Genomic DNA, 13,532 nt, shown 5'->3' with positions numbered 1-13,532 from the left:
TAGGCTAGACGCATGCACGTGAATCGGAAAGCATGCTGCACGGTGCTTCGTTGCGCGCAGTGTCCTCGCACCCTGCCGGCACAGTCGCACTGCGACGCACGCAGGTTGGCGCAAGGCCTTGGCCGCAGGCGACGACCCGGGTGCGAGGCGCGCGGACAGGCGCTCAGCGGCGCGGCGTCGCCGGCTTGGGAGCAGTGCGCGGTGCGGTCCAGCTGAATTCCACCTTCAATCCGCCGGACGCCGCGTCAGACAGCGCGATCGCGCCGCCGCTGGCCTGCACCAGCTCGCGCGCGATCGACAGGCCAAGACCGGTGCCGCTACCGGATTCGTCGAGGCGCCCGCCACGCAGCAGGGCATGGCCGACGCGGTCGCTGGCAATGCCCGGACCATCGTCCTCGATCACCAGGCGCGTCCCGTCGGCGCCGGCCTGGCCGCTGACCCGCACCTGCCGGCGTGCGTAATTCACCGCGTTCTCAAGCACCGCGCCGAGGATGTCCGACAGGTCTTCCGGCTCGATCTGCAACGACATCGACGCCGGCACATCGATCGCGAACGCCAGCTGCCCACCCTTCTCGGTATGTTCGAGCACGTCGACCAGCCGCTCGACGGCGGGGCGGACCGCGGTGACGCGGCGGACGGCGGGGCCGCGCACGGCGATGCGCGCACGCGCGAGCTGGGCCTCGATGGTCGCGCCGATCGCCGCTACCGCCCGGTCCATGCCATCGGCGGCTGCTCCGGCGCCCGCCTCGCGTGCGCGCCGGCTCTGCGCGGCCAGCGCGGCCAGCGGCGTCTTCAGTCCGTGCGCCAGATCGCTGGCGCGTCGGCGTGCCTGTTCGAGGTCGCGCTCGCGGGCATCGGCCAACGCGTTGATGGCCTCGGTCAGCGGCTGGATTTCGGTCAGGTTCGAGACCGGCAGGCGGGCGCTGGCACTGTCCTGCAGGGCGGCAAGATCGCCACGCACGCCGCGCAGGGGCCGTAGGCCGAGGCTGACCTGCACCCACGCGGCCGCGGACAACACCGCCCATAACAGCACCAGGAAGCTCGCCAGCTCGCGGCCGAATTCGGCACGGGCCGACCGCAGCGGCCGCGTGTCCTGCGCGAGTTGCACGATGACCGGCGGATGATCGGAATCGACCAGCAAGCTGCGCTCGAGCACCGCGACCGGTTGCTCGTACGGCCCCGACGTGCGTCGCAGTCGCCAGTCGCCGGACGGTGGATCCGGCGGGACCGCCAATGTCTCGTCCCACAGCGAACGCGAGGTCAGCGTTCCCGACTGCGTCGACACTTGCCAGTAATAGCCGCCGGCGGGCTTCAGCATCCGTGCATCGGAGGGTTCGGAGGTCAGCAGCGGACGGCCGTCGGGGCCGAAGCCGATGGCTGCGACCAGCGTCAGCGCATCGCGGGTGATCTCGGCCTCCAACCGGCGTTCCAAGTGGCGTTCGAACAGCAGCGTCATGAACAGCCAGGCGACCACCAGCGCGGCCAGGATCGCCGCCGCCGCGCCGAACAACAGCCGCCATCGCAGCGAGCGCGCGATCACGCGGTGGGCTCGACCAGATAGCCGAAGCCGCGGCGGGTCACGATGACGTCGGCGCCGAACTTGCGGCGCAAGCGCGCGACGATTGCTTCGATCGCATTGGCATCGCCGCTCTCGCTGGCGCCGTACAGATGCTCGGCCAGTTCATCGGCCGATGCGGCTCGGCCATCCTGGTGCGCAAGATAGTCCAACAACCGGAACTCGAGCGGCGACAATCGTGCCGGTGCGCCGTTGAACACGGCTGTCATGCGCGCGGTATCCAGGCGCAGTTGGCCGATCACCAAGACGTTGGACACGCGGCCGGCGCCACGCCGGACCAGGCCGCGGACGCGTGCGATCAGTTCCCCCATCTGGAAAGGCTTGGCGAGGTAGTCGTCGGCGCCAGCCTCGATGCCTTCGACCTTCTCGGTCCAGTCGCTGCGCGCGGACAGCACAATGACCGGGAACGTACGCCCGGCACCGCGCCAGCGCCGCAGCACCGACAGGCCATCGAGTCGCGGCAGGCCGAGATCGAGGATGGCGGCGTCGTACTCCTCGACGTCGCCCTGATACCACGCGGTTTCGCCATCGCCGACAGCGTCCACCGAAAAGCCCGCCGCCTGCAGCGTGCGCTCCAGGTCCTGCCGGATATCAGGATCGTCTTCGACGACCAGGCAACGCATCAATCATCCCTGACTTTGATGATGACGCCGTTGCGTGCGTTCAAGGTGATCTTGCGCACCTGGCCGGTCGGCGTCAGCACCTTGACGTCGTATTCCCAGCCGCTGTCCTCGCGTTCGAGTTCGACTTCGATGACATCGCCCGGGACCCGGCGTTGGGCGGCTTCGAGGATGGTGCCCAGCGGCAGGATCTCGCCGCGCTGCAACAGTGCTCGGGCCTCGATGTGATCGTCGCGGTCGGCAAGCGCGGCGGCGACGGGAAGCAGGGTGACCGCTGCGACGAACGCCAGCGGGACGAAGACTCGGCGGAAGCGGGATGTGGTTTTCATGGGGCGAGCTTGCCTGGGTCGCGCTGACATCTGCCTGACACCGATCGCTGCCTTGCTATCAGCCAGGCCAGTCTAGCCTGAGCACTGACTTCAAGGGGACTTCACCGATCATGCCGAGCAAGACCATGCAGCGCGAGCGCAAGACGATACAGCCCAGGAGTTCGCTGATATCGACTGCGCTGGTGGCCTGCCTGTCGGCGATGTCGACGGCCTCCGCGCAGGACACTGCGCGCTCGCCCATCCCCTTGGACGTTCCTGTCACGCAGGTACCGCCTGCCTCTGCGCCTGTCCCCAATGCACCCGCCGGAAACGTCTACACCGCCGACTACTTCGCGGCGACGTCTCCGGCCAACGCCTACGACATGCTGCAGCGCGTGCCCGGCTTCAGCATCGTGCAGGCCGATGCCGACGTGCGTGGCTATGCGGCCGCGCAGGGCAATGTGCTGATCGACGGCGCGCGCCCGTCCAGCAAGCGGGAGGACATCGCCGACCTGCTCAAGCGCATACCCGCGGCCGCCGTCGAACGCATCGAACTGATCCGCAGTGGCACGCCCGGCATCGACATGGGCGGCTTCGCGCTGCTGGCCAACATCGTGCGCCGACGCGATGCGATCACCGAGGCGGCGATGGAGGGCGGCGCGCTTGCGTCCACCGATGGCTGGCTGGCACCGCTGGGTCAGGTCGAGTACGGACGCCGCTGGGACGGGCGTGCCTTGGATCTGGCGTTGAAGTACGAGCCCTATCTCGACGACGACAGCGGCCAGGGCTCGATCCGCACCTTCGACCCCAATGGCGCCTTGCTGGAATCGGCCAAGTTGAACACGCGGACCGTCAAGAACAGCGGCGAGGCCAGCGCGAGTTGGCGGCAGCCGCTGGCGGGGGGCCAACTCACCTTGACCGCGGCCGCGCGCGGCGAACGCGATCGTACCGACACGCGGATCTCGGCCTTGCTGCCCGGCAGCGACGACGAACGCGTGGCCGAGGACGAGGATTCCAACGAGGCCGAGATCGGTGCGCGTTTCGTGCGCCCGTTCGGCGCGCAATCCACGCTGGAGTTGATGGGCTCGCAGCGCATGGGCTGGCTCGACGAAGTGGAGCGCTCGGTGGAAGGCGACGACGAGGAGAGCTTCGAGGAGAAGACCCGGACCGGCGAAAGCATCGCGCGTGCCGACCTGACGCATGCCTGGTCGGAACGGCTGTCGTTCGCGGGTTCGCTGGAAGGCGCGTTCAACTTCCTCGAAAGCAATGCGGCGCTGGTCGAGAACGGCAGCCCGGTCGCGCTTCCCGGATCGGATGTGCGCATCGAAGAGCAGCGCGTCGAACTGGCCGGCGGCTTCAGCTGGTCGCTGTCGGACGCGTGGATGCTGGAAAGCAGCCTGCGCATCGAGCATTCCAGCATCTCGCAGACCGGCGACACGCCGCTCGAACGGGTGTTCACCTATCCCAAGCCGCGCATCGCGCTGCGCTGGGATGCCAACGAACACAATCAGTTCCGGCTGACACTGTCGCGCGAAGTCGGACAGCTGGATTTCGCGGACTTCGTTGCGTCGGCGTCGCTCGATGGCGGCCAGGTCAGCGCCGGCAATGCCGAACTCGAACCGGACAAGACCTGGCGCATGGTCGCGGCCTGGGAACGGCACTTCTGGACCGATGCCGCGTTCACCATCAGCTGGACCCACGACCGCATCAGCGACGTCATGGATCGCGTGCTGGTGACTACGGCCAACGATGTCTTCGATGCGCCCGGCAACATCGGCGACGGCCGCCGCGACACGCTGACCTTCGAACTGGCTGCGCCGCTGGATCGCTTCGGCTTCAGCGGCGCGCAGTTGCGCAGCGCGATCCTGTGGCGCGACAGCAGCGTCGTCGATCCGATCACCCAGCAGCGTCGCGGCATCTCCGGCGAGAAGCCGGTCGAGGCCTCGATCGAGCTGAGCCAGGACGTGCCGGCGTGGCGCTTCAACTGGGGACTGCAGCTCGAACACATCGGCGAGCGCAAGACCGAGTACCGCTACGACGAGGTCAAGCGCAAGTCCGAGGACGCCGGCTGGACGCTGTTCGCCGAACGCCGCTTCGGCCACCACTGGCGCGTGCGCGCGGAAGCCACCGACCTGTTCGGTCGCGATTTCGAGGAGACCCGCGACCGCTACGACGGCACGCGCGTCGACTACGCGGGCCGCGAGATCGAGCAGCGTCGCCGCGTGACGCCCGGATATTTCAGTCTGACCTTCCGTCGTAGTATGGGCGGCTAGGCCAGCCTTCCGGCGCGTCGTAGCCGTAGTAGCCGCCCCCTTGCTTGAAGCGTTCCAGCCGCTTGAGTTCCTTCGGGTCGGACTTGCTGTCCCAACTGCGCACGCCATTGCGCAGGTCGGCGGGCGTCAGCACCAGCGGATCCCAGACCGACTCGCCCAGCACGTCGTGCAGTGTGTAGGTCAGCACCGGCGTTTCGCCGGTCAGGTCGAAGCGCATCAGACCGACATTGACCGAGCGTGTCCAGGTATCGCGCACGCGTACTTCGGGGACCTGGCGGATGTTCTTGTTCGCCGGCATCTGTGCCAGCGGCGAGGAGCAGAAGTCGTAGATGTCGTAACCGCCCTGCTCCGAACGCGGAATGCAGTTGAGCTCGCCCATGTGCGAATCGCCCGAGATGCAGACGACGCCGGCGATGTCTTGGTCGCGGATGAAGTCGAAGATCTCGTTGCGCTCGGTCAGGTAGACGCCCCAGGAGTCGCCGCCGTTCTCGTTCTCGGCGCACGACCAGCCGCCGCCGATGGCCAGGACCTTGAACGGCGTGGTGCTGGCCTTGAGTTCGCGCTTGAGCCAGGCCTTCTGCGCGGCGCCGAGCATGCTCTTGTCGGCATTGTCGACCTGCCGGGTCGGGTCGCGGTGGTAGCGGCCGTCGAGCACGAAGAAGTCGACGCCGCCGTAGTGCTGCTTGAAATAGACGCCGGGATTTCCGGCCTCGCCGTAGCCCGGGTTGGCCCAGAAGTTGCGGAAGACCTTCAGCGACTGCGCCTTGTACGGACTGCGGCCGTCGGAATCGTTGTAGCCGAAATCGTGATCGTCCCAGGTCGCCAGCTGCGGCGTGCTGCGCAGGAAAGGTTCCAGCCGCTCGACGCTGCGGCCGCGACCATACAGGTCGGTCAATGCCGCCGGCTGGTCGCTGTCGGCATAGATGTTGTCGCCCAGCCAGAAGAACATGTCGGGCTCGAGCGCGCGCACCGCCGTCCAGATCCGCTGTTCGGGGTCGAACTGCTGGCGGCAGCACGAGCCAAACGCGATGCGGAAATCGGCGGGGCCTGCAGGCGCGGTGCGCGTGCGATGCGGTAGCGGCTGGTGGCGATCGGTCTCGCCGGCATAGCGCAGCCGGTACCAGTACGGCGTGTCCGCCTGCAGGCCTTCGGCACGCAGCACGACGCAGCAATCGTCTTCGGCGCGTGCGACCGCGCGTGATCCCTGCAGCACGGTGCCGAAGTCGCGATCAGTGGAATACTCCAGCGCCACGTCGAACGCGCCGCTGGCACGCACCCAGACCGTGAAATGATGCGGGCCGGGGGCGCCGATCATCGGCCCCTGCAGGGCGCGCGGATACCCCAGCACCGCGGCCCAGCTGGTCGGCATCGCCGACAGCAGCGTGGCCAGGGCCGAGCCTTTGAGGAAACGACGGCGGGGCGTGCTCATCGGCGCGCCCTCAATCGCGCGCGGCATTGAGCCGCGCGATCAGTGCCGCCTGCACGGCGCCGTTGGAGACGCAGACGTTCTGGCCATGCAGGTCGAGGGCGCCGCCATCGACCGACGTCGCGACGCCACCGGCCTCGCGCACCAGGATGATGCCCGGCGCCATGTCCCAGGCGTTGAGCGCGCGCTCCCAATAGGCATCCCAGCGGCCGGCGGCGACCCAGGCCATGTCGACCGCGCAGGCGCCGGTGCGGCGGATGCCGGCGACATCCGCGCTCAGCAGCGCCATCTCGCGCGCGAACACCGGATGGTCGGGCTTGCCGGCGAACGGGATGCCGCAGGCCAGCACGCACTCGATCAGCGTCGCGCGCGTCGACACGTGGATGCGCTGCCCGTTGAGCCAGCAGCCCTTGCCCTGCTCGGCGATGTACAGCTCGTCGAGCATCGGCAGGTAGGTCACGCCGGCGACGACCTCGCCGGCACGCGCCAGCGCCACGTTGACGCCCCACAGCGGCGAACCGAACAGGAAGTTGGTGGTGCCGTCGAGCGGATCGACGATCCAGGTCTGCGCGCCGTCGCTGCCCGAGAACGCACCGCCTTCCTCGCCGAGGAAGCCGTATCCGGGTTGGGCTGCGGCGAGGATGTCGCGCGTGGTGCGCTCGGCTTCCTCGTCGGCGATCGACACCATGTCGGCCGGTCCGCTCTTGGCGCGGATGCCCAGCTCGGACAGGCGGGCGAAATGCTGCTGCAGTCCGCGACCGGCCGCTTGCGCGGCCTCGATCATCGCCAGCAGGTCACGCGAAGGTTCGAGCACGTTGTCTCCTCAATCTCTCAAGGTGGTCCGCCACAGGCTGGTGGCGAGCACGGTGGCGAGCACGGAACAGCCGATCCAGAACCAGATCACCGTGTCGAAGTCGTAGTGGCGGACGTCGCCGACCAGGCGCATGCCGCGCTCGATCAGCAGCCCGGACACCTGTTCCTGGATGCCCGCGCCGATATAGCTGAAGATGCCGATGACGCCCATCGCCGCACCGGCCACGCGCTTGGGCGCGATGTCGACCGCGAACAAGCCGCCCAGCGACGTCACCAGGCCGGTCATGCCCATGCCGAACAGCAGCATGCCGGCGACCAGCACCGGCATCTGGGTGGGGCCGAAGAAGATCAGCCCGAGGCCGACCAGCTCAAGCACGCCGAACAGCAGGTTGGCCGGTGGCCGGCGGCCGCCGAAGACTTTGTCGGAGACCATGCCGAACGCGATCGCGCCGACGATGCCCGCCAGTGTGCTGATCATCAGCAGCGTGCCGGCCGCCGGCAGCGAGAAGCCGCGCGCCTCCTGCAGGTACAGCACGCCCCAGGAGTTGATCGCATAGCGGGTCACGTAGGTCAGCGCGCTGGCCAGGCACAACACCCAGATCGCCGGGATCTTCAGGATCGACACCTGCAGCGCCAGCACCGATCGAGCGACGGGTTTTGCGGCCTCGCCGTAGTGGTCGTCCTTCCAGTCGTTGACGGTGGGCAGCCCCATCGTGCGCGGTCGGTCCTGGATCAGCAGGTAGCAGCCGATCGCGGTGACGATGCCGATCAGGCCCGGTCCCCAGAAGCCCCAGCGCCAGCCGAACATCGCCACCGCCGTGCCGACGGCGAGGAAGGTCAGCCCTTCGCCGATTGAATGCGCGGTGCTCCAGACGCCATAGGCACGCCCGCGTTCGCGATTGGAGAACCAGTTGGTCATCGCCACCACACCGCCGGGCGCGCCGAAACTCTGGAACCAGCCGTTCAATCCCCACAGCATCACCGCGGCCCACAGCGCGGTGGTGAATCCCATCAGCAGGTTGCAGGCGGCGGTGGCCAGGAACGCGAACGCCAGGAAGCGCTTCATGTTGGCGTGGTCGGCCAGGAAGCCGTTGGTCAGCTTGCCGATCGCATAGGTGTAGAACAGCGCCGAACCGATCAGTCCGAGGTCGCTGGGCGAATAGATGCCGGCGTCGATCAGGGGCTTCTTGACCACGCCCAGGGCCAGCCGGCAGGTATAGATCAGCCCGTAGCCGAGCGTGATCGCCAGCATCACGCGGAAGCGATGGCGCTTGAACAGGCTGTCGATGCGTGCGCGATCGGCCAGCTCCGGCGCGTCGGCGCCGGTCGAGAAGAACTTCAGGATGCCACCGGCCATGTGTCCCTCCCCGGAACGATCACGTCTGTAAAGCTCGGGTCCGCTCAACCGCCCTGCCTGTGTTCAGCGCATCGTCGGGATGACGAAACTCTGGTCGGACACCGGACCGCCCTTCGGCCAGCGCTGGGTGATGGTCTTGGTCCGCGTGTAGAAGCGCACGCCGTCCATGCCGTACTGGTTGAGGTCACCGAAGCCGGAACGCTTCCAGCCGCCGAAGCTGTGGTACGCGACGGGCACCGGGATCGGCACGTTGATGCCGACCATGCCGACCTCGACGCGATCGGCGAACTCGCGCGCGGCATCGCCGTTGCGGGTGAAGATGGCGACGCCGTTGCCGTACTGGTGACGGGACGCCAGCGCCAGCGCGTCATCGAAGGTCTCGGCGCGCACGATCTGCAGCACCGGGCCGAAGATCTCTTCGTGGTAGGTCTTCATGTCGGCGGTGACGTGGTCGAACAGGCTCGGGCCGAGGAAGAAGCCTTCTTCGTGGCCCGGCAGCGAGAACCCGCGGCCATCGAGCACCAGCTCCGCGCCTTCGTCGACGCCGAGCTGCAGGTAGGCCTCGATGCGGCTGCGATGCGCGGCGTTGATGACCGGGCCGTAATGCGCCTGCGGGTCGGAGGACGGCCCGATGCGCAGGCCCTGGATGGCGACGACCAGCTTCTCGCGCAGCGCGTCGGCGGTGGCCTGGCCGACCGGCACGACCACCGGCAACGCCATGCAGCGCTCGCCGGCCGACCCGTAGGCGGCGCCGATCAGGTCGGCGACGGTCTGGTCGAGGTCGGCGTCGGCGAGCACGATGCCGTGGTTCTTCGCGCCGCCCATCGCCTGCACGCGCTTGCCGTGCTGTGCGCCGACGGCGTAGACCGATTGCGCGATGTCCGATGAGCCCACGAAGCTGACCGCCTTGATCGTCGGGTGGCGCAGGATCGCCTCGACGGTGTCCTTGTCGCCATGCACGACGTTCAGCACGCCCGGCGGCAGGCCGGCCTCGATCATCAGTTCGGCCAGCCGCACCGGCACCGAGGGATCGCGTTCGGAGGGCTTGAGGATGAAGGCGTTGCCGCAGGCGATCGCCGGACCGAACATCCACATCGGGATCATCGCGGGAAAGTTGAACGGGGTGATGCCGGCGACGACGCCCAGCGGCTGGCGCGCCGAATAGACGTCGATGCCCGGGCCGGCGCCCTGGGTGTATTCGCCCTTCAGCAGGTGCGGGATGCCGCAGGCGAATTCGATGACTTCCAGTCCGCGTTGCAGGTCGCCCTTGGCATCGGACACCACCTTGCCGTGTTCGGACGACAGCAGCCGGGCGAGGTCGTCCATGTGCAGTTCGAGCAGGCGCTTGAACTCGAACATCACGCGCGCGCGCCGCTGCGGATTGACATGGGCCCATTCCTTCTGCGCGATCGCGGCATTGGCGACCGCATGGTCGAGCTCGGCGCTGGACGCCAGCGAGACGCGCGCCTGCACGCCGCCCCGGTTGGGGTCGAAGACCTCGCCATGCCGTCCCGAGGTGCCGGCGACCGACTGCCCGCCGATGAAATGTTCGATTGCACGCATTGCGATGTGTCCTGCTGGTGTGGGGACGTCAGGGCTTGCGCACGATCCAGTCGTGTGCAGGATCGTTGCGGAACACCCAGCGGCGTTCCGGGCCGGCCATGACGTTGAGGTAGTACAGGTCGTAGCCATGCGGCGCGCCGACCGGGTGGTAGCCGCGCGGCACCATGACCACGTCGCCGTCCTCGACCGAGACGGTCTCGTCGAGGCTGCGGTCGTCGGTGTAGACGCGCTGGATCGCGAAGCCCTGCGGCGGCTGCAGGCGGTGGTAGTAGGTTTCCTCGAGCACGGTTTCCTGCGCCGGCGATGCGGTGTCGTGCTTGTGCGGCGGATAGCTCGACCAGTGCCCGCCCGGCGTCACCACCTCGACGACCAGCAGGCTGTCGGCGGTTTCGGTTTCCGGGAGGATGTTGCGCACGTAGCGCGTGTTGGTGTCCTTGCCGCGCACTTCGCGCGACATGCTGGCCTCGCCGATCGCGCGCGCGCGGCCGCCGCTGTTGCCGGGGGCGGTGCAGACCGCGAGTTCGAGCGCGCTGGTGGCCTCGACACGGTAGGCCTGGCCGGCCGGCACGTAGACGGCGCCCGGCGCCTTGTCCTCGAACGGCGTCGCGCGTCCACCCAGGCCTGCGAAGCGTTGCTCGCCGACCTGCACATCGGCGCTGCCGGTGACCAGCACCAGGCAGGTTTCGCGCTGCGCATCTGCGTCTGCGAACGACTGCCCCGCCTGCAGGCGCACGACCTTGAAGCCGACATGCTGCCAGCCCGCGCTCTGCGGCGTGATCTCGAGCACCGCACCGCTGGCATCGGGGGCATGCGGACGCACGCGCAGCTGTGACATCAGCAGAGCCCCGCCCTGGCGGCTTCGTCCTTCAGCGTCTTCAGACCGAGCGCGGCATACGTGCGTGGATCGGCCAGCTTCGGATCCTGTTCTGCCTCGATGACGATCCAGCCCGAGTAATCCATCGCCTTCAGCGCCTGCATGACCCTGGCGTAGTCGAGCCCGCCGTCGCCGGGCACGGTGAACATGCCGGCAAGCACGCCGTCGAGGAAGCTCGCGCCCTCGCGCTTGACGCGCGCATGCGTGTCCCAGCGCACGTCCTTGCAGTGCACGTGGGCGACGCGATCGGGATGGCGGGCGATGATGTCGAGATAGTCCACGCCGCCGAGCGCGGCATGCCCGGTGTCCAGCGTCAGCCCGACCGAGGGTCCGGTGTGGGCGAAGAACGCCGTCATGTCGTCGGCGGTCTCGACCACCGTGCCGAGGTGGTGGTGGTAGGCGAAGCGGAAGCCCTGCGCCTGCAGGTAGTCGGCGACTGCGGTCAGGCGCGCGCCGAAGGTCTTCCAGTCATCGGCACCCAGGCGCGGCGTGGCCGACAGCGGTACGCTGCGGTTGCCGTGCACGGCATTGCTGGTCTCGGCGAACACGAACACATCACTGCCGACGGCCTTGAGCAGTTGCAGGTGCGGCTGGAGCGCGGCGATCTCGGCCTCGGCATCCTGCACCAGCAGCGAGCCGCTGTACCAGCCGCCAATCAGGTCGATGCCATGGCGTTGCAGCAGCGGCGCCAGCGTCGCGGCGTCGCGCGGGAACTTGCCGCCCAGTTCGACGCCTTCGAAGCCGACCTCGTGGATGTCGGCCAGGATGCTCTCCAGCGGCGTATCGCCGCCGAGCTCGGGCATGTCGTCGTTGGCCCAGGCGATGGGGCTGACGCCGAAGCGGATGGTGTTGGCCGGTGACGTCATGAGAGATCTCGCTTGCTGCGCACGCCGTTTTCATAGGCGCGACGTGCGTCGTTGACTTGGGGGCGGTCGGAGACTTCGGGGACGGCGACGTCCCACCACCAGCCGCCGGCTTCGGTGGTCTTCAATGGATCGGTATCGATGACCACGACATAGGAGCGCTCGGCGGCACGCGCGCGCGCCAGCGCCGCGGACAGCTCGCCGAGCGTGCTGACGTGTTCGGACAGCGCCCCCAGGCTGCGCGCATGCGCGGCGAAGTCGATGTCGGGCAGGGTCTGGTGCAGCGTATCGGCCAGCAGGTTGTTGAAGCCCGGGCTGCCGGTCGCCTGCTGCAGGCGGTTGATGCAGCCGTAGCCGCGGTTGTCGAGCAGCACGACGATCAGTTTGTGGCCCAGCATCACCGACGTCGCCAGCTCGGAGTTCATCATCAGGTAGCTGCCATCGCCGACCATGACCACGACGTCGCGATCGGGCTCGGCCATCTTGACGCCGAGGCCCCCGGCAATCTCGTAGCCCATGCACGAGTAGCCGTATTCGACGTGATAGCCGCCCGGCGTCGCCGTGCGCCACAGCTTGTGCAGTTCGCCGGGCAGGCCGCCGGCCGCGCAGACCACGACGGCATCGTCGCCGACGCCGCGCTGCACCGCGCCGATGACCTGGGCATCGCTGGGCAGGCGCTGGCCGTCGTCGCCCGCGGTCGCGGCGTCGACGGCCTGGTGCCAGTGCGCGAGCGCTTCGCGATCGCCCGCCTGCGTGCCGGCGTCCACGTGCCAGTCCCGCAGGCGGTCGCCGAGCGCTTCGATGACGCTGCGCGCGTCGCCGACCACGGAACGGGCCCCCTGCTTGCCGGCATCGAAGGCCTGCACGTTGACCTGGAACAGCGCCTGCCCGGCGTCGTCCTGGCGAGGGAACAGGCTGTGCGAACCGGTGGTGAAATCCTGCAGCCGCGTGCCGATGCCGATGATCAGGTCGGCCTCCTGCGCGGCGCGGTTGGCTGCCGAAGAACCGGTCACGCCGATGGCGCCGAGCGCCTGCGGATCGCGCCACGACAGCACGCCCTTGCCGGCCTGGGTTTCCGCGACTGCGATCCCGGTGGCGTCGGCCAGCGTGGCCAGCGCGGCTTCGGCACGGCTGTAGCGCACGCCGCCGCCGGCCACGATCAGCGGACGCTTCGATGCGCGGACCGCGCCGACCAGCGCGTCGAGCTCATCGGCATCGGCGGGCGGGCGACGGATCTTCCACAACCGGCGTTCGAAGAAATCTGCGGGATAGTCGAAGGCTTCGGCCTGCACGTCCTGGCAGAACGCCAGCGTGACCGGCCCGCAACTGGCCGGATCGAGCAGGGTCGCCAGCGCCTTCGGCAACGCGTCCAGCAATTGCTCGGGACGCATGATGCGGTCAAAGTAGCGCGACACCGGCTTGAAGCAGTCGTTGGCCGACACCGTGCCGTCGTTGAAATCCTCGAGCTGCTGCAGCACCGGGTCGGGCCGGCGGCTGGCATAGACGTCGCCGGGCACCAGCAGCACCGGCAAGCGGTTGACGTGGGCCAGCGCGGCCGCGGTCACCAGGTTGGTCGCGCCCGGTCCGATCGACGTGGTGACGATCATCGCGCGTTGCCGGCGCATCTGCTTGGCATACGCGATCGCGGCATGCGCCATGCCCTGCTCGTTATGCGCGCGCCAGGTCGGGATCGCATCGCGCGCGGCGTGCAGCGCTTCACCGAGGCCGGCGACATTGCCATGGCCGAAGATCGCCCAGACGCCGGCGAAATATGGCACCCGCTGGCCATCGACCAGCACGTCCTGCATCGCCAGCCAGCTGACCATGGCCTGCGCGGCGGTCAATCGCAGCGTCGCCAT

11 protein-coding genes are annotated in these 13,532 nt (G+C 68.5%); 1 reads left to right on the top strand and 10 read right to left on the bottom strand.

What is annotated here, in order from left to right; all coding sequences use genetic code 11:
• Positions 1 to 163: 163 nt before the first annotated feature.
• Genes ACYX7E_RS02300 through ACYX7E_RS02290 form a run of 3 tightly spaced genes read right to left on the bottom strand, consistent with a single transcriptional unit; the run spans position 164 to position 2,525 of the window.
• Positions 164 to 1,540 carry a sensor histidine kinase gene (locus tag ACYX7E_RS02300; protein WP_462078914.1) on the bottom strand — a complete coding sequence of 459 codons (1,377 nt, stop codon included), beginning with the start codon at positions 1,538 to 1,540 and terminating at the stop codon, positions 164 to 166.
• Positions 1,537 to 2,199, bottom strand: a complete 663-nt coding sequence (locus tag ACYX7E_RS02295; RefSeq protein ID WP_462078913.1) for a response regulator transcription factor — start codon at positions 2,197 to 2,199, stop codon at positions 1,537 to 1,539. The genes ACYX7E_RS02300 and ACYX7E_RS02295 overlap by 4 nt, the downstream gene beginning before the upstream one ends.
• The gene (locus ACYX7E_RS02290; RefSeq protein ID WP_462078912.1) at positions 2,199 to 2,525 is read right to left on the bottom strand and encodes a PepSY domain-containing protein; all 327 of its coding nucleotides are present in this window, start codon (positions 2,523 to 2,525) and stop codon (positions 2,199 to 2,201) included. The genes ACYX7E_RS02295 and ACYX7E_RS02290 overlap by 1 nt, the downstream gene beginning before the upstream one ends.
• 110 nt (positions 2,526 to 2,635) lie before the next feature.
• On the opposite strand from ACYX7E_RS02290, the gene ACYX7E_RS02285 reads away from it, so the two are divergent.
• Entirely contained in the window at positions 2,636 to 4,777 is a 2,142-nt protein-coding gene (locus tag ACYX7E_RS02285; RefSeq protein ID WP_462078911.1) for a TonB-dependent receptor plug domain-containing protein, read from the top strand.
• On the opposite strand, the gene ACYX7E_RS02280 is transcribed toward ACYX7E_RS02285, so the two are convergent.
• The 7 genes from ACYX7E_RS02280 to iolD all read right to left on the bottom strand — a co-directional run bounded on the left by ACYX7E_RS02280 (position 4,743) and on the right by iolD (position 13,532).
• Complete coding sequence (locus tag ACYX7E_RS02280) at positions 4,743 to 6,206, bottom strand: alkaline phosphatase D family protein (RefSeq protein ID WP_462078910.1); 1,464 nt, start codon at positions 6,204 to 6,206, stop codon at positions 4,743 to 4,745. The genes ACYX7E_RS02285 and ACYX7E_RS02280 overlap by 35 nt on opposite strands.
• A gap of 10 nt (positions 6,207 to 6,216) precedes the next feature.
• On the bottom strand, positions 6,217 to 7,017 hold the full coding sequence (locus tag ACYX7E_RS02275; protein WP_462078909.1) for an inositol monophosphatase family protein: 801 nt from the start codon (positions 7,015 to 7,017) through the stop codon (positions 6,217 to 6,219).
• 9 nt (positions 7,018 to 7,026) lie between these two features.
• Entirely contained in the window at positions 7,027 to 8,373 is a 1,347-nt protein-coding gene (locus ACYX7E_RS02270; RefSeq protein ID WP_462078908.1) for an MFS transporter, read from the bottom strand.
• Positions 8,374 to 8,436: 63 nt separating this feature from the next.
• A complete protein-coding gene (locus ACYX7E_RS02265; RefSeq protein WP_462078907.1) occupies positions 8,437 to 9,936 on the bottom strand; it encodes a CoA-acylating methylmalonate-semialdehyde dehydrogenase in 1,500 nt (499 codons plus the stop codon).
• A gap of 28 nt (positions 9,937 to 9,964) precedes the next feature.
• Complete coding sequence (gene iolB / locus ACYX7E_RS02260; RefSeq protein WP_462078906.1) at positions 9,965 to 10,771, bottom strand: 5-deoxy-glucuronate isomerase; 807 nt, start codon at positions 10,769 to 10,771, stop codon at positions 9,965 to 9,967.
• A complete protein-coding gene (gene iolE, locus ACYX7E_RS02255) occupies positions 10,771 to 11,676 on the bottom strand; it encodes a myo-inosose-2 dehydratase (RefSeq protein ID WP_462078905.1) in 906 nt (301 codons plus the stop codon). The genes iolB and iolE overlap by 1 nt, the downstream gene beginning before the upstream one ends.
• Positions 11,673 to 13,532: a 3D-(3,5/4)-trihydroxycyclohexane-1,2-dione acylhydrolase (decyclizing) gene (iolD, locus tag ACYX7E_RS02250; RefSeq protein ID WP_462078904.1), complete on the bottom strand. Its 1,860-nt coding sequence runs from the start codon at positions 13,530 to 13,532 to the stop codon at positions 11,673 to 11,675. Before iolD ends, iolE begins: the two co-directional genes overlap by 4 nt.

It is taken from the genome of Luteimonas sp. RIT-PG2_3, assembly GCF_054902115.1.
The sequence above is the reverse complement of the archived record's forward strand: the minus strand, read 5'-3'. Positions and strand labels throughout refer to the sequence as shown.